Annotated in this window: 13 protein-coding genes and 1 pseudogene; all 14 read left to right on the top strand. The window is 36.2% G+C overall.

Annotated features, from left to right (window positions below):
* Nucleotides 1-375: 375 nt before the first annotated feature.
* Entirely contained in the window at nt 376-975 is a 600-nt protein-coding gene (locus VTHSUH11_RS05630; protein WP_105092939.1) for a class I SAM-dependent methyltransferase, read from the top strand.
* A 157-nt stretch (nt 976-1,132) separates the two neighbouring features.
* On the top strand, nt 1,133-2,011 hold the full coding sequence (locus VTHSUH11_RS05635; RefSeq protein WP_105092940.1) for a hypothetical protein: 879 nt from the start codon (nt 1,133-1,135) through the stop codon (nt 2,009-2,011).
* Between the two features lie 193 nt (nt 2,012-2,204).
* Complete coding sequence (locus VTHSUH11_RS05640; RefSeq protein WP_105092960.1) at nt 2,205-4,142, top strand: LTA synthase family protein; 1,938 nt, start codon at nt 2,205-2,207, stop codon at nt 4,140-4,142.
* 8 nt (nt 4,143-4,150) lie between these two features.
* Nucleotides 4,151-4,909 (top strand): glycosyltransferase family 25 protein, encoded by a 759-nt coding sequence (locus VTHSUH11_RS05645; protein WP_105092941.1) that lies wholly within the window; start codon nt 4,151-4,153, stop codon nt 4,907-4,909.
* Between the two features lie 54 nt (nt 4,910-4,963).
* The gene (locus VTHSUH11_RS05650; protein WP_105092942.1) at nt 4,964-5,722 is read left to right on the top strand and encodes a glycosyltransferase family 2 protein; all 759 of its coding nucleotides are present in this window, start codon (nt 4,964-4,966) and stop codon (nt 5,720-5,722) included.
* A gap of 65 nt (nt 5,723-5,787) precedes the next feature.
* Nucleotides 5,788-7,818, top strand: a complete 2,031-nt coding sequence (locus VTHSUH11_RS05655) for an LTA synthase family protein (protein WP_105092943.1) — start codon at nt 5,788-5,790, stop codon at nt 7,816-7,818.
* 70 nt (nt 7,819-7,888) lie between these two features.
* A complete protein-coding gene (locus tag VTHSUH11_RS05660; protein WP_105092944.1) occupies nt 7,889-8,953 on the top strand; it encodes a glycosyltransferase family 4 protein in 1,065 nt (354 codons plus the stop codon).
* A 4-nt stretch (nt 8,954-8,957) separates the two neighbouring features.
* Nucleotides 8,958-9,899: a VirK/YbjX family protein gene (locus tag VTHSUH11_RS05665; RefSeq protein WP_105092945.1), complete on the top strand. Its 942-nt coding sequence runs from the start codon at nt 8,958-8,960 to the stop codon at nt 9,897-9,899.
* 15 nt (nt 9,900-9,914) lie between these two features.
* The gene (locus VTHSUH11_RS05670) at nt 9,915-10,928 is read left to right on the top strand and encodes an acyltransferase (RefSeq protein WP_105092946.1); all 1,014 of its coding nucleotides are present in this window, start codon (nt 9,915-9,917) and stop codon (nt 10,926-10,928) included.
* Between the two features lie 222 nt (nt 10,929-11,150).
* On the top strand, nt 11,151-12,368 hold the full coding sequence (locus VTHSUH11_RS05675) for an S-layer homology domain-containing protein (protein WP_105092947.1): 1,218 nt from the start codon (nt 11,151-11,153) through the stop codon (nt 12,366-12,368).
* 269 nt (nt 12,369-12,637) lie between these two features.
* The gene (locus tag VTHSUH11_RS05680) at nt 12,638-13,924 is read left to right on the top strand and encodes a putative porin (RefSeq protein ID WP_105092948.1); all 1,287 of its coding nucleotides are present in this window, start codon (nt 12,638-12,640) and stop codon (nt 13,922-13,924) included.
* A 274-nt stretch (nt 13,925-14,198) separates the two neighbouring features.
* On the top strand, nt 14,199-15,515 hold the full coding sequence (locus VTHSUH11_RS05685) for an S-layer homology domain-containing protein (protein ID WP_105092949.1): 1,317 nt from the start codon (nt 14,199-14,201) through the stop codon (nt 15,513-15,515).
* A 287-nt stretch (nt 15,516-15,802) separates the two neighbouring features.
* A complete protein-coding gene (locus tag VTHSUH11_RS05690; RefSeq protein ID WP_105092950.1) occupies nt 15,803-17,179 on the top strand; it encodes an S-layer homology domain-containing protein in 1,377 nt (458 codons plus the stop codon).
* 290 nt (nt 17,180-17,469) lie between these two features.
* Nucleotides 17,470-18,763: pseudogene (locus tag VTHSUH11_RS05695) on the top strand (autotransporter outer membrane beta-barrel domain-containing protein); the annotation flags it as partial.

Genomic DNA, 18,763 nt, shown 5'->3' on the forward strand with positions numbered 1-18,763 from the left:
AGAAAAGCACCCTATATATAAGGGTACTTTTGGTATATACTATAGGTGTTACTGCCCTAGACTGGTAACAGAAAGGGGGTGCAACATTTTGACAGACGTTTTAACTTCCTTAATAGTGTCTATCATAGCAGGTGTAACCTGTCACTACATCTGCAAGTGGCTAGATAGATACTTTCGTCAGTAACTAGCACAGAAAAAGCAGGGCGGCAACCCTGCTTTTTCATTTTTGCGTGCAACATATTGAACGCATTAACTTCCTTTGTCATATATTATGATACATGATTATCTAACATTTGTAAATGATGTTATCTATGTATACAATGATTGATAAGAACCATAATGTACATGTATATAAGCGATAGGGAGAAGGATACGATGACAAGCGAACAGGAATGGGAACAAGTGTTACAAATCAAAACTACAGGCCGTGATGATAGCCGTTCGGATGCAGAGCATCATCCATATGAACCGACGGACTATTGTGTTCTTGAGCGCCTCGCAAGTAGTGGTTATATTACGAAACAAAATACCCTCATCGATTACGGCAGTGGCAAGGGGCGCGTTAGCATATTTATGGCGAATCAGACGCGGTGCCATTCCATTGGTATCGAATACGATGAACGTTTGTATGAACGGGCCATCGTAAATGGTGAAAGCCCAGCTGCCAAGAACCGCGTATCTTTTGTCCTTGGCGATGCTGCTACCTATACATTGCCAGACAATGCAGATCGATGCTTTTTCTTTAATCCCTTTGCACTTCATACCATTAAACGCGTACTAGGTAATATCTTTGATTCTTTATATCATCATCCAAGAGAAATTCTATTATTTTTCTACTATATTAACGAAGAAGTAGAATACTTTTTAAATAATCATGTGCGCCTCGAAGCAGAAGAATCAATACAATGCGGCGATTTATTTCAAAAAACTGACGACAAAGAACGCATATTGGTATATAGAGTGAATGTGTTTTAGTACTTTCACTAAAACACGCAGAAAATCCGCGTATTTTCTGATATAATAATAGATTAGAGAGTATAAAAATTTATTTTCTATTCACCATGGTATGTATTGATTCGTAATGATTAATCGTAGTGATTAGGGCTGAGTATATACCATAAAGGAGGAACGTATGGAACGCGTGTCAGCAAGTCTTATTGAAGAAATTCGCAGTGCCTTAATAGAACGTTATAATCGTGATCAAGAAATTCAGCAAATGATTGAAGAAATCGGTGCTGAAGAAGGTCTTAACGAAAAAGAATTGTCTATTATTCATCAGGCTTATTTAGAGGTTAAGGAACGTATGCAATATACGGCAAATTTGATAGAATTGTGGAATCAAATTGAGGTCGTACAGGACCGCATGAGCATGCTTAATTCTTATGAAAGCTTGGAACGCGATTTGTTTGGCGATGTTCTTTCCTTTGATAAACCGATGGGTTACGGTGCATCAAATCAAGATAACTTAGATTATACGATGGAGCAAATTAAATTACATGATATAGATCATGACCTCGAAGATATCGACCTTTCTAAGGAATATCCTATAGATAATCAAGATGCTGTTTATTTTAATGAGCATTCAGCCAATAAGAAAACAACATCTAGTCGTAATGACGTCAATGATGATGACTTTGATGACGAAGAGGACAATTTTGATGATGAAAGCCTATTAGACAGAGATATTCGTACGTCCTTAGATCCTTATGATATGGTAAATTCCTTGTTGTATTCCAAACAATCCACAGGCGATAAGGATAAAACTAAACAACAAAAGGAGATCGACAAGCTTATCAAAAAACAACTGAAACGCGTAGAAGAAGAATGGGCGAAGCTTTCAGGTAAAAAGGATAAAAAAGATAAGAAAAAGAAAGATAAAGACAAGAACAAAAAGAAAGACAAAAAAGACAAGGATAAGAAGAAAGATAAAAAATCCAAGAAGGATAAAGAGGCTAAGAAACTTGAAAAATCCTTGAAAAAGGAATCCAAAAAATCTGGAAAAAAGGACTAACCGTAGATTTCATAAATAACCACGGCCAGAAAACTACGGATAAAGGCTGTGGAAAATGCAAGCGGTGCAAGGGGCCGAGTTGCAAGAAGTATTCACGTGTATAACTGTGATGGTACATATGATACGTGTAAATAGGGGTATACATTTGTATTTTGAATAAATTGTAGGGCTGGTGTATAAATTGGAACATGGTATGTATCGATGGTTGAACTGGATAAAAGGCATTCAACAGGAATTAAAGGCATTTTTGTTCTTTTCTATCTTGTTTACGCTTTTTAGAATCGTATTTTTAATTATATTTCAATCTCAATTAGATACGACTACAATGGATAGTATTTTAATGTCTTTATGGCTTGGTTTTCGGTTGAGTTTGAAGACCGTTGGATCGATTGTCCTTGTAAGTTTGCTATTTGCTACATTGCCATCTATAGTGTGGCCAAAATGGAAGGCCCAAGGTATACGCAAGGTTTGGTACGTATTTGTTACCATCTTCTTTACATTGCTCTTTATGGGGCGTATCCCGTTTTATACCATATTCAATTCTTCGTATAATGCGATGCTTATCAATGGCAAACATGACGATATTCATGCCATTATCAATACAGCTATCAATGAATATCATGGTATACCATATTTAATTGGTGGCATTGCGCTTAGTATTGTTTTCAGTTGGCTTTTAGTGAAAGTACTAAATATCAACACATATGAATGGGCACCTAGTACTAAGCGTAGTAAATGGATTACTGGTATTCTCAGTTTTGTTGGATTTGGTGTATTATTCGTATTTTTACGCTTTGGTGGAGCCTTTGGTTATACGAATTCCATTAACTGGGAAAGCGCAGCTCGACTTAATTCAAATCTATTAAATGAAACAATATTAGACGATGCACAAGCATTATACCGTGTAAAATCCATTGCGAAACGGACTTCAGAGCTAGAGGATATTCACTTAACACCTGCTGAGTTACATGAAAAAATACAATCCATTGGCGGTAATCCTAATAGTACACGATTTGATGAAGCTTTCACAAAAACGATAACAACAGAGCGATTACAACAACAACCGCAATCTATTAATATTATTCTCGGTGAATCTTATGGTTTATGGCCGTTCCTTTCCGAATTTAACGAACCTGGTGCTTATCTTGTAGAGCAAGGTCGCAAATACGCAGGCAGTCCTAAGGCGATGGGTACACAAATGGCCTTGGCCCAAGGAACGGGTACGATGCCTGCCATTATTGGTTTATTAACGGGCATGCCGGATACGGGGATGTATCCAAATTATAGCGTAGGTATGTTACAAGAACCGTATGGCCTCGGTATTGGACCGGTTATGAAAAAACTAGGTTATAAGACCATATTTTGGTATGGCGGTTTTAGTACTTGGCAAAATGTTAAGAACTTTGCATTAGAACAAGGTTTTGATGAATTCCACGATGCATCTGAAATGCCGAGCAATGAAACAAATGCTTGGGGCGTAGCCGATGGAGATATGTTCAAGGCTATCAGTACATACATGGACAAACATCGTGGCGAAAAGATCATCAATGTTATCATGACTACGTCGAATCATCCTCCATATAGTGTGAATGTGGCGAAGGAAGGCTATGATGCGGATAAGGTTCGTAAGAACTTGCCAGATTCCATTGCCAATACGGATAAACAAATCAATGAAATGGGCCACATATGGTATGCAGACCATGTGATGGGAGAATTTATTAGCAAAGAGGAACAATCTGATCCAACTTCATTATTTGTTATCACCGGTGACCATAGCGAACGCTTTACCTTTGCTCGTGAACAAAGTGCTAATGTGTTCTCTACGATTCCGATTATTTTCTATGGACAAGGCATCAAAAAAGAATGGCTTTCACCAGACGCATTCGGCATGAGTATCCAAATCATTCCGACCTTGGCGGAACTCGTAGGTCGCACAGGGCAAACCTATGAAGCTATGGTGCCGAGTCTATTTAATCAAGGGCCATTCGTGTTTAACCATCGTTTGTGGATGGATACAAATGGTATTTATTTAGAAAATGAGCAAATGCCACAAGATTATGCTAAGTATATGAAAACTATGCGAGAACTAGCGGCATGGCGGCTAAAACATGGGGATAGTATTAATCAATAGGGGATATTATGAATATAGTTGTTATTTCAGATAAAAATAATGAAGCACGTAGAGAGAATGCTACACAAGAGTTTAAGAAACATAATGTAGAGTTTCGATTCTTTGATGCTGTTATGGCGAATAGAATGTCTAAAGAAGAATTAGATACCAAAGCTATTAAAGATACATTCTTATCGCCTAGTGAAATTGGTTGTGCCTTAAGTCATTGTGGTGTATACGATGAATTCCTTAACTCTGATGAAAAAAGTATCATGATTTGTGAAGATGATATTTATTTTACAGAGGATTTTAATTATGATTCATTATTACAAATAAAGGAATTTTTAGAAGAAACAGATGAACCTCGTTTAGTAGTTTTACAAAAGAGTATTTATCATCATAAATATATACGCAGTGTAGGGAATAATGTAAATCTATATTCAACACGAAATGCATTTTGTACGCATGGATATATGATTAATAGAGCTGGAGCCGAAAATATTAAAAACTTACAAACTCCTGTAAAATTTGAAATTGATGCATTTAAATTCTATTATTGGCTAGATGCATGTAAATTGTATTGTCTTGATAAAGATTTAATATTACAGATAAGTGAAGATATAGTTCCATCTACTGTAGAAAAACTATGGAAAGCAGATCGTAAATCTAAAAAAGATGCGTCATATAAACTGATATATAATCAATTATCTTTAAAAGGTAAATTAATAAGTCAGTATAGAAGATTAGATAAAGCTATTCATAAACCATTTGAATCATTAGATTATTAATTATATAAGATAATATATAGCAGTAACATGCATCTTTTTATTAAAGGGAAATATATGAATAATGTGACAGCGATTATCCTCGCTCGTAATGAAGAACAACATATAGAAGAGTGTATTAAGAGCATTCAATGTGCAAATGAAATACTTGTCATCGATGATGGTAGTACAGATCAAACTGTATCTTTAGCAGAACAATTGAGCGCTAAGGTTATACATCATGCATTGAATGGAGATTGGGCACAACAACGTCGATTTGGTATTAGTCAGTCTTCATGTGAGTGGATTTTATTTATTGATTCTGATGAACGGATATCATCTGAATTAAATGATGAAATAAGACAAGTTGTACAACGTAGAGAGAAAAAAGCATATTGGTTATTTCGTCATAATATATTTCGTCACAACTCTGCAACTCATGGCTCTATGCGACCAGATAAGGTATTACGTTTGATGCCAAAAGAAGGGGCGACCGTAGAAGGTTTTGTACATGAAACTTTTATTAGCCCATTTCCACAAGAAACTTTAAAAGGAAAACTGTTTCATTATACCTATGATAACTGGACTCAGTATTTCAATAAATTCAACAAATATACATCAGCAGCTGCTGAGAAATATCATGAACAAGGAAAACATTGTTCTTTTTGGAAGGATATTATACTTCGCCCTCACTGGGCATTCTTCAAGATTTATATCTTGCAAAAAGGATTTCTTGATGGAAAGATAGGTTTTATTTTATCGTTGTATCATTATATGTATACTGTTACAAAATATGTAAAATTATATTACTTAAATAAATCAAATGGGAAATTGTAATTTACTTGTAAGTGATATTAAGGAGACATATGAGAATTTATAGTGAGAGAAAGCCATAATATATAATGAGCGAACAATTTTTTCTATCATTACAACAAAATATAAAATTAATGATTTGGGTACCTATTTTAAGCACTATATTTCGTTTGATTTTTATGCGTGTTTATAATCCATATCCATCTTGGAAAAATCGATGGAAATCTGTTATAGGAGCTCTACGCTATGGATTTTGGTGGGGCATGGATTTTGATGCCTATGTATTTTTAGTGCCTTTAGTATTTGTTACTATTCCTGCACTATGGTTTGATACATATCATCAATATGAAGATATGGTGCGTCTCATTGGATTAACGATTTACTCTTGTGTAGTATATGCTGCCTTTGCAGGGAAGATGATATTTTACAAGCATTTTCACGATACGTATAACTATATGGTCCATTATGGTAAGCATGCAGAGAAACGAAACCTCATTGATGTATTTTTCAACCAAGATAGAGGTGCCCTAGTTTTACTAGGATTTATCCCAGTAGCAATTGTATCTTGGTATATGGGTAAATTGAGCTTATCTCTCCCATCCTTTTCTTATCCAGCAGCTTATTTAACAGATACTTGGATAGTGGTAGGTTGGAACTTTTTCTTAGTATCCCTTTCTGTAATCGGTTTCTATTGGTTTCGTTATGGTGGTACTTTATCTCATGACGATAAGCCAGAATGGGATACGATTCCTACAGTTGTAAAAGAAGATATATTTTTTGCTCGTGCGACTGTACCTGATTTATGTGCATTGGAAACGGTTTATAAACATCCTCTACGCTCAGAATATACTACATCTGAGGAAAATATTAATCACGCTGTTAGTCGTGTTGTACCTAGTGAATATAAAGAGAATTGGCATGAGCTAGATAATCCGTTATATGCTTTTAAAAGAATTGCTAAAGGTCCTAAGATTAGTAAACCTAACCATATTTTCTTTATTGTTGGTGAAAGTATTCCTCAGTGGTCATTAGATGAGACGCATAAATCTCTTAATATTTGCCCAGGATTATGGAATTTTAAAGAGCAATCGCATACAGTTCAAATTCCTAATTTTTTACCAGCTGGTAATGTTTCGAGGCCCTCTATCGTGAGTCTTATGAGTGGCATTTATGATGCAGGCTTAGAGGTCAATGAACGAGAAAGTTTTTGGACTGAATCACTTCCTACATCCTTTGCACATCAAATGAAACGCTTAGGTTACCAAACTATTTATTGGTACGGTGGAAATGCATCTTATGGTAATTTTAATCACTTTGGTAAGGCCCAAGGCTTTGACCGTGTTGAAAGTGCATCCATATTCTGTGGACCTGATGCGCCGAAAACTTGGGTAGGTGTCTATGACCATGTATTTTTAGAGAACATTGAGCAACAAATCAAAGAAATTGATGAGCCTACTTTCCATTTTATTTATACAACCTCTAATCATGGACCTTATAAAATGGAGGATTCGTTACTCGACTATGACCCTAAAAAGGTTATGCCTAATGTAGGAGAAGACTTACGTTCAAATAGGACTCGTAATAAGGAACTCGCTACGTATCGTTATAGCGATAAGGCACTTTTTAGATTCGTTGAAGCTATGAAGGAAGCATACCCAGATAGTTTATTTGTCGTTACCGGTGATCATTCTAATCTATTTGGTTCTTTAAATAATACGTCGCTTATTCACCGTGATTATACATTACGCGATACCTTCTGTACGGTGGGATTATTGCAACATCCTGAACTAGATAGTACGATGATTGCTACACAAAAAGGTACTCATATGAGCCTTATGCCAACGATTATCGAGGCTATTGCACCTAAAGGATTTGAGTATTATTCTATTACTCCATCGTTATTTGAGGAGCAGCCTGAAACCTTAGTAACTCCTTATCAATGGATGAATGATACTATGATGGGTGATGTCCGTATGGATTATGGTGAAAGTAATGTGCCTTCAACTGAGCCTGTGGAACAAGTTCGACCTATCGATAATCATTCTGATGAAGCACGTGATTGGACTTTACTAACAACTTGGTTGATCAATCATGAAAAGATACTATTTTCTAAAAAGTAGATGAAAAATAAATACATATATGATTAAATATATATAGTTAATTACAATATATATTTAAAGGAGGGTATCTATGTCGATACTGAACGTAGTAGGCGCCAAAGTATGGGGCGGCGGAGAGCAATATGTATATGATATGTGCGACGAACTACATCGACGGCAGATACCCTCTTTTGTTTTAGTAGATGAAACAAATCAGGAACTACAAGACCGATTTACGTCAGTAGCAGAAATCATTACAGCTAATCTTTATTCGTGTAAAGGTTTTTTATCTATTGGTTCTATTGTTAAACAAATGAAGCAATATGGTATTGATGTTATTCAATGCCATTCGGGTAAATATATCCTTTTATGCTTGGCTCTCAAACGTTTAACAGGGGCTAAACTTATCTTTTATAAACATAATGTGGTACACGCAAAAACCGATATGTACCACCGATGGATACAATCACAGGTAGATGCTTTTATCTGTGTATCTAAACGAGTCTATGATGTTCAGGTCATTGCCGACATAGCTCATAAATACCATCTCGTTTATAATGGCGTAAATACACAGCGTTTTCCTGTACTTGAAAATGAAAGTATTTCTACTAGTCCATTTATCGTTGGTTATGCAGGGCGTATTATCGAAAATAAAGGCATCTTTGAGTTATTAGATGCAATTAAAATCATTCATGATAGAGATAGAGCTATTTTATTACGTATATGTGGTGATGGTAAGCCCTCTGATATCGAGCGCATGCATCAGTACATTGCAGAACATAAGATGCAGGATTATGTACAATATATGGGATTTCAAAAGGATATGAACCAGTTTTACCGTTCTATTCACTGTTTAGTGGCCCCATCTAAGGTTCAAGAAGCGTTTGGTCTTGTATTATGTGAAGCAATGTATTGTAAGGTGCCTGTTATTACAAGCACATCGGGTGCACAAGTTGAAATTATTGAGAATGGTACATCTGGTATTCTGTTAGAAACCGTAAATAGTACATCTATTGCAGATACCATGCAAGAGATGATGATAAATAATGTTCTTAGGGAATCTATAATTAATGAGGGATATAAACGTGTTGAAACTACTTTTACCATCTCCAAGATGGTAGATTCCATAATAACGATAGTTCGTAATTTGAGGTGATAAGGTGTTACAGTATATACAAAATCAATGGGCAAAAGGCCGAAAAATATATGGTAAGCGTAGCTGGAGAGAAACTCGCCGTGTTGTATTACATACAGTTCGCTCCATCAGTCGCCGTCAGCAAATGAATCGGTTAGAAAACTATTTTGCTAACTTTAAACCAGATCCAGAATTATTACATCGTCAAATTGGGTTATACGAATTGATGACACGTATCTTCTTCTTTAAAGAATCTACGGCGAATGAGCGATTAGATGCCATCATCAATCACTTTGATTACATACAAAATGTATTCACCGATAAAGCGATTCAGTCTATGTATTCTGTAGATAAAGATAATTTCTTAGATGATGTGAGTCGTATCAAACGTGGTCTTGTGGTATGGCAATCTGAAGAGCTCAACATGAAAGCCCAATTATATTACGGTGCAGGGCAGCGTAAAGAGGGATTATTGACGCTATTACTGACCTTAGAATCTGAAGGTGTTTATCATGCAAACTTCCGCTTTGGTAAGGGCTTTAATGGGGAAAAAGCCATGTGGATTGGCACCATTCAGGGGTATAAGGATGGTTTAGCCAATGCCAAGACAGCTACGAAAAAGATGTTTGGCTATCGTCCGAAAAATTTTATCATGTACTTGCTTAGATTAGTTGCCCAACAATGTGGTGTAGAAATAATTTATGCTGTATCTGATGAAGGTTTTTATGCAAATACTCATTTAGTTCGCGGTCATCGCGCTAAGGTAGCAGAGCTAGATTCCTTGTGGCAAGAAAGTGGAGGGGAACTTTCACAAGACCCAAGATTCTATATAATTCCATTAGAGGAATACCGTAAACCGATTGAAGAAATTAAATCACAAAAACGTAGTCAATATCGGAAACGCTATGATTTATTAGATCGATATGCTGAGGAAGTACAAGAAAATTTAAAACCATATTTGAAATAGGGGATAGGGGAAAGCATGAATAAGGGAAACATAGCAACGCAACGTCAGTCTAACATTGAGTTGTTACGGGTGATTAGTATGTTCATGGTGTTGTTGGGGCACTATTATGTACTTAGCTATTTTGATAATATAGATACTATATCGTTTAATCTACTGGGAATGCAGTTCTTAGGGGCATGGAGTAAGGTCGCTGTTGATATTTTTGTCATCATAACAGGATATTTTCTTGTAAATCAAACCTTTAGATGGAATAAGGTATTGAAACTACTATCGTGTACCTATTTTTGGGGAATCATTATTTTACTATTGGCTTTTGCATTAGGGATTTCCATTAAGACAGATTATATATATAAGTCCATATTTCCACTGACACCATTAAACTGGTTTGCCAGATCGTACTTATTACTATATGTATCAATACCTTTATTTAATAAAATCATTAATAGTGTTAGTAAAGCTCGATTGGGGCAAATCATAATTGTATTAACCACTATATTTTATACCGTTCCTACACTGATTAGTACATTTATCAGTGGTGGTGGATATCTAACATCCTATTTTACATTTGGCATTATGTATATGATTGGTGCTTATATTCGTAAATATGGAGATGCAAAATTAGATAAGATATCTATATATGCTGGTATTATGAGTATTATACTTATATTGGCCTCTATCTTGTGGAATGATATTCATATACATGAGGGCCTGTATATTATGTATTTAGCCCATAAAGGAAACTCTGTAGTTGGCTTATTGGCTGCTATTGGCATATTTACAATATTTAAGAATATAAAAATTTCATATAGTCCATTTATTAATACAGTAGCATCTACTACATTTGCAGTATATTTAATCCATAATAATCCTATTATTAGTGATTGGTTATGGAATACAGTAGTTCAAGCAAATAACTATTTTGATTCACCATTTTTTCTTTTACATATGGTTGGTGTATCAATCTTAATATTTGCAGTATGTTCAGTGCTTGAATGGTTGCGATTACATATTTTTTCTAGATTTAATTAAGAATACAAAGCTGGCGAAACTTGTTTTCACCAGCTTTTTTGTATAAAAGTATGAAATACAAATGAATAGTTTGTTTTTTTGTTAAGGTTTATTTAATTATCGTTGTTATACTAAAAGTACATTTAATCGATGAATATAATGCATATGGAAACGTGGACACATATGCATCATGTATCGAGGTAACACTATTGTATGTGTGTAGTTAGTATAAGAGGTGGTTTTATGAAAAAACAATTCGCCGCAATCTTTGCAGCAACAGCAGTATTGGGTGTAACTACAGCTTTCGCAGCTAACCCATTCTCCGATGTAACTCCTGATTCTTGGGCATACCAAGCAGTTTCCCAATTGGCAGCATCTGGTATCGTTAATGGTTATCCAGATGGCACTTTCAAAGGCCAAAATGATATCACTCGTTACGAAATGGCTCAAATGATCGCTAAAGCTATGGCTAACCAAGACCGTGCTAACGCTGAACAACAAGCTATGATTAACCGTTTGGCTGACGAATTCTCCAACGAATTGAATAACTTGGGCGTTCGTGTAGCTCGTTTGGAAGATCGCGTTGGTAATGTAAAAGTTACTGGTGATGCTCGTCTTCGTTATCAAAAGTTTACAAATAACCAGGTTAATTTTGATGGTCGTGCACGTTTACAATTCAATGCAAAAGTAAATGATCGTACTGATGCAGTTGTTCGTGTAGTTGCTGGTGATTTTGAATTTGGCGATGCTACAGCTGATACAACAGTTAAAGTTGACCGTGCGTATGTTAACCACAAATTCGGTGAACGCGTATCCCTTAAAGCTGGTCGTTTTGGCCAAATGTTAGGTGCTGGTTTAGCATTTGATGGTACATTTGATGGTCTTCAATTCAATGCTAGTAATGAAAAAGTTCAATTCCAAGCAGCTTATGGCTATATGATGTCTGGAGACTTCCAAAATATGGCAACAAATTTAAATCCAGAACTCGTTGTATTAAACTTGAATGGTAAAGTTGGTAAACACCTTGATATAGGTGGTTTCTATACTCGTGTTAACGGTGAAGATTTACAAGTATATAAAGTTGTAAAAGGATTATATGGTTTTAATGCTAATGTTAACGTTAATAAAGTTTGGATTGGTGGTGAATGGTTGAAAGCTTCTAAAATCACAGAATCTACAGCTTGGACGGCAGGCGTTGGTTACAGCAATTATGACATTACAAAACAAGGTACTTGGGGTGTAAAAGCTCAATACTTTAACATGAAAAATAATGCTCTAATCTTTGATTCTACTTGGGATCAACCTTACGTTGGGACAGGTTTTAAAGGTTGGTTAGCAACAGCTAATTATGCATTACAAAATAATGTTGGCTTAACTGCTTATTATGGCTTTGATTGGAAAAGTCAGGACGGTGCTAAAGAAGACGATTTATACCGCGTAGACCTTAATTACCAATTCTAATCTATAAGATTACATAATTTAATAAAGCAAATAGAGATGGCGAGACATAGGTTTCGCCATCTTTTTATATGAAAATAGTACATATGAATACATGATGAAATATAAATGAATAGTTTACGCTCTTATTAAGGATTATTTAATTCTTACTGTTATACTGAAAATACATTTTACTAATGCATGAAATGCATATTTGAATATAGAGATATAAGTAATATGTATTTAGGCACTAGTACAGTTGTGTGTGTTATATAGTAGTAAGAGGTTTAATTATGAAAAGACAATTTTCTGCAATGTTTGCGGCCGCTGCCGTGTTGGGTGTGACGACTGCATTTGGCGCTAATCCATTTTCCGATGTAACGCCAGATTCTTGGGCCTATCAATCTGTATCTCAATTGGCGAGTGTTGGCATCATCAATGGCTATCCAGATGGGACTTTCAAAGGCCAAAAAGAGATTACTCGTTTTGAAATGGCTCAAATGATTGCCAAAGCGATGGCTAATCAAGACCGTGCTAATGCAGAACAACAAGCGATGATTAATCGTTTGGCCGATGAGTTCTCCGACGAATTGCATAACTTAGGCGTTCGTGTTGATCGTTTAGAGGAACGGGTGGGTAATGTAAAAATAACTGGCGATATGAGATTGCGCTATATTAGGAGTTTATACGACAATTTGCCATCTCCAACTATTGGGCATGGAGGCGTTCAAAGTAGATACAGATTTGATTCTCGTGCCCGCATTCTCTTCAATGGCAAGGTAAATGATCGCACAGATGCTGTTGTTCGTTTAACAACTGGTAATTTCGAGCTAGGTGAAACATATAATCCAAATTCAATGTTTGGTTTTGGTGAAGATCCTACTACTGTAAAATTTGATCGCGCTTATGTAAATCATAAATTTGGTAAACATGTATCTATGAAAGCCGGCCGTTTTGGTCAAATGTTGGGTAATGGTTTATCCTTTGATGGCGAATTTGATGGCCTTCAATTCAATGCAGGCAATGAAAAAGTTCAACTCCAAGCAGCGTATGGCTATATGGTGTCTGGTGAATTTAGATATATGGTGACAGATATAAATCCGGAACTCGTTGTATTAAACTTGAATGGTAAAGTTGGTAAACACCTTGATGTAGGTGGTTTCTACACTCGTTTTAACGGTGAAGATTTTGAAATCAATGAACCTGTTAAAGGATTATATGGTTTCAATGCTAATGTAAACGTCAATAAAGTATGGGTTGGCGGTGAATGGTTGAAAGCCTCTAATATTGAAGAATCTACAGCTTGGACGGCAGGCATTGGTTATGGTAACTACGACATTGCAAAACAAGGTACTTGGGGTGTAAAAGTTCAACATTTTAATATGAAAAATAATGCTTTGATCATTGATACTACATGGAATCAACCGTATGGGGCTGGTTTTAAAGGTTGGATGGCAACAGTTGATTATGCATTGAAAAACAGAGTTGGATTATCCGCTTATTATGGTTTCGATTGGAAATATCAAGATTGTGGTTGTGAGCCTGATTTCTATCGTGTAGATCTTAACTACGAATTCTAATTAAATAGATTAGTACAAATTAATAAAGACCACAAAGGTGGCGAAATATTAGTTTCGTCACCTTTTTTGTATATTTCAGGAAAATATACATGAATCACTGTAAAACATGAAAATAATATGAAAAATTTATAATATTATTAACGATTATTTATTTCTCATTGTTATACTACGAAAGGATACTGTAGTTGTATACTTTTCATATATGGAAACGAGGATACATATAGAATTGATTCAACTATATTTGTGAATATATAGTCTTTTAGAGAGGTATTTTATGAAATCACAATTTGCTCCTATGTTGGCAGCAATGGCTGTGTTAAGTGTAACAACAGCTTTCGCAGCTAATCCATTTTCCGATGTAACGCCAGATTCTTGGGCATACCAAGCTGTATCCCAATTGGCAGCGTCTGGTATAGTTAATGGTTATCCAGATGGGACTTTCAAAGGCCAAAAAGAGATTACTCGTTTTGAAATGGCTCAAATGGTTGCAAAGGCGATGGCTAATCAAGATCGTGCTAATGCAGAACAACAAGCGATGATTAATCGTTTGGCAGACGAATTCTCTAACGAATTGAATAATTTGGGCGTTCGCGTAGGTCGTTTAGAGGACCGCGTTGGCAATGTAAAGGTGACTGGTGATGTGCGACTTCGATATCTTGGCACTAAAGCAATGGGACCAGATTTTATAAGAAGCGACGGGGAATATAGTGAGAAGACACGTTTTGATGCTCGTGCTCGTATTCAATTTAATGCGAAGGTAAATGACCGCACTGATGCGGTTGTACGTGTTGCATCTGATAATTTTGAATTAGGCGCTGCCTATAATCCGAGTGGAGAGTCGATTGGCCTACTTACTGTTGACCGCGTCTATGTAAATCATAAATTTGGCGAACGTGTATCTGTAAAAGCGGGTCGTTTTGATCAAATGATTGGTAATGGTTTGATCCATGATGATAAATTTGATGGGGTTCAACTAAATATTGGCAATGATAAAGTCCAATTTCAAGGCGCACATGGGTATCTACTTACAGGGCTTTATGTAAACGTTCCGGCAGAGTATAATCATACGATTTCTTATGCTAGTGTTAAAGGTCAGTTAAATAAACATATCAATGTAGGCGGTTTCTTTACGCGCTTTAACACACAAAAGGTTTTAGATCATAGCCTAAAAAATGTGTATGGTTTTAGCACAGATATGAAATTTAACAAGCTTTGGATTGGTGCGGAAACTGTGAAAGATACGCATGCAAAACATGCATATGCTTGGACGGCTGGTATCGGTTATGGCGATTATGACCTTGCTAAACAAGGTACTTGGGATGTAAAGGCTCAATATTTTAACTTTGGTTCGCATATGGGGGCTATCTCCTCTAAATGGAATATTGCTTATGATTCAACACAGTCAGATAATACAGGTCATATCGAGTTCCATGGCTATAAAGGTTGGCTCACAACTGTAAATTATGCATTACAAGATAACTTAGGTTTAAGTGCTTATGCGGGCTTTAAAGGTCGTAATAACCCTGAACAATATGCTAGATATCGTAAATTATCTAACTACTATCGCGTTGAGTTAAATTACCAATTCTAATCTGACCATTGGTATAGTTCATAATTAAAACAATCCCCTTGATGAGTATCTAGGTACTTATCAAGGGGATTGTTAATTAGTAAAGGTTTGTAGGATAGGGAGAGCATGTATGAAGGAAAGTCCTTAATGCTACATTTTATATTCATGAAATTACTATGAAAAAATATTTTTATATGATACACTAACAATGTATAAATATTTTGATAATAATAACTTGTATTTAAAGGTTTATATTAGTTATTAATTGTTAATTTTAACAGTGTATAGTTGGTATGTGGGGTAAGATTATGAAAAAACAATTTACCGCAATGTTAGCAGCAACTGCTGTATTAGGTGTAACAACGGCATTTGCTAACAATCCATTTTCTGATGTGAGTACAGATTCTTGGGCTTATCAAGCCGTATCTCAATTGGCTGCAGCTGGTGTTGTGAATGGTTATCCAGATGGGACATTCAAAGGGCAAAAAGAAATTACTCGTTTTGAAATGGCTCAAATGATTGCTAAAGCAATGGCTAATCAAGACCGCGCTAATGCAGAACAACAAGCTATGATTAATCGCTTGGCTGATGAATTCTCTAATGAATTGAATAACTTAGGTGTTCGTGTTGGACGATTGGAAGACCGCGTAGGTAATGTGAAAGTAACAGGCGATATGCGTCTTCGTTATTTGGGTGCACAAGAAAAGAATGGTCACTATGTAACTGATAGAACAAATCTTGATTCTCGTGATTATAGTCAACGTTCTTTATTCGATGCTCGCGCTCGTGTTCAATTTAATGCAAAGGTTAATGATCGTACAGAAGCTATAGTTCGTTTGACTTCTGGTAACATTGAATTTGGTGATGCTCATAATCCAACTGGTGTAGGAGCTATTGGCGTAAAGCCTGGAACAGTAATGTTTGATCGTGCGTATGTAAATCATAAATTTGGTGAACGGGTATCTGCTAAGATTGGTCGTTTCCAACAAACATTTGGTAATGGTTTAATCTATGATGATACATTTGATGGCGCTCAATTCAATGCGGGCAATGATAAAGTTCAATTCCAAGCAGCTTATGGTTATGCTGTTGAAGGCGGCTATGCAACTGATGAATATGGTGAACGCACAATTACTAGAGATAAAAACTTCACTATTACGTATGCAAGTTTAAAAGGTGAATTGAATAAACATGTAAATATTGGTGCATTCTTTGCTCGTCATAATATAGAGAAAGCCTCTAACAATGATATTCGCAACATGTATGGCTTCAGCACAGATATGAACTTTGATAAAGTTTGGGTTGGTGGTGAATGGGTGAAAGCCCCTGGCGTATCTTATGGTTATGGTTGGACGGCTGGCCTTGGGTACGGTGCATATAATCAAACTAAACGTGGTACATGGGATGTGAAAGCACAATATTTCAATTTTGGTGAAAACATGGCTGCTCAATCTTCTACATGGCAAGTTGGCTATGATGATACTACTCGATACCTTGATAATACAGCTACATTTGTAACTAAATTACGTGGCTTCAAAGGTTGGATAGCAACTGCAAACTACGCATTACAAGATAATGTAGGCTTAACAGCATATTACGGTTTCAACAACAAAACTAACAAGTCTACTGGTGATAACGATAAACTTTCTAACTACTATCGTTTAGACCTTAACTACCAATTCTAATCTGACATCGGTATAGTTCATAATTAAAACAATCCCCTTGATGAGTATCTAGGTACTTATCAAGGGGATTTTAAATTAGAACACGCCTGTAGTAATTAGTAAGATAGCCTGGTATAGTGTCCCTAGAATTAGAACAGGCGTGTTTTAATTTTTAGGATAGGTATTAAAGGGCTCAACCAATACTACAGTCCAGTACTAATTTTTCTTCTCATATTTACAAACGACAAACTATAAATTATAATTTAAGGTAATTTATAGTTTGTTTACATTGTGTGATTGAGAGGACTATTATGAGACATGTAAGTAAAGCAAAGCTATCGTTAGCTGTGGCACTGGCGATTGCTGGATCTGTAATGCCTAATATGATGGTAGATGCGGCCTATACCGCTCCGTATACTGATAATACAGATTTTGTAGCTAACAGTGATGATATGATACGTGTATTCCCAGAATACGATAAAAATATATCTTCTATAGTAGCGAATGGTGGTATGGTTATTATTGAAGATGGATATTCTAATATTGGCTATGGTCATAGTGCATTTGCTACCAGTAAAAATGGTGGAGACATTAAATTGAAAAAAGGTGTATATAATTCTGGTAGAGTGAGTACACCTGTTGCCCTTGCTCAAGGGGGTACAATTAATATAGGTGTTCATGATCATCACGGCGAATTTACGGGTGATAAAATATTCGTTGAAGGCGATGTTATAGTTAAAAATGATCCAAATTATAGCTCAACCATTAATATCGGTATAGATGGTGAGGAATCCAATTGGTCTGGGCTAGCTTTCAATTTAGCTGATGAAAATAGGCGAAACTATAATCATATCAATGTGTTCCTTGGTGAAAGAGGGGATTGGGAGCTATTATATCAAGGTGGCCTTGATGGTACCAACCTTGATAGTAGTACTATGCCTAGCCGTGTACATCGACTCGTTGGTTCTACGAATCGCAATTTTCAAAATATGGTAGAACAAAATGAGCACAATAAACTCTATATTGATAAACTCGAAGGCCATGTGAATTTTATTTATGATCCTAATGATGAATATGCAGATACCGAGGATCCAGAATATACACCGCCAACCACAACATATAATGGTTTAACGGCTGATTCTTTCTGGGGTGGTGACATTCATATTACAAGCGCAGCCCCTAATGCTGGCGCTCATCTATACACTAGCCGCAAGGGATTAGACTTGTCTACTGAGGATAATGTAAACAAGGTTTTAGATAATCTTGCACATAAGGTGTATTACCATAACTATGTGACTGGTGAAAGAAACCTTGAAGGCACAGTAGCCATTGCTTCTGAAGGTGCTGAATCTGGCCGTTTCAAGGTAGTAACGTCTGGCTATGCTAAAGAAGGTGCTATTACATGGCAAGCGGATCAAAATGGTCAAGGTAAATATGTGTACGGTAATACAACAGTAACACCTGCACCACAACCAGTGCCAACACCAACGCCAACACCGGCACCAACGCCAACACCGGCACCGCAACCAGCGCCACAACCAACACCAGCACCGCAACCGGCGCCACAACCAACACCAGCACCGCAACCAGTTCCTACTCCAACAC

The sequence above is a fragment of the Veillonella tobetsuensis genome, assembly GCF_002959935.1.
Taxonomy (GTDB): Bacteria; Bacillota; Negativicutes; order Veillonellales; family Veillonellaceae; genus Veillonella; species Veillonella tobetsuensis.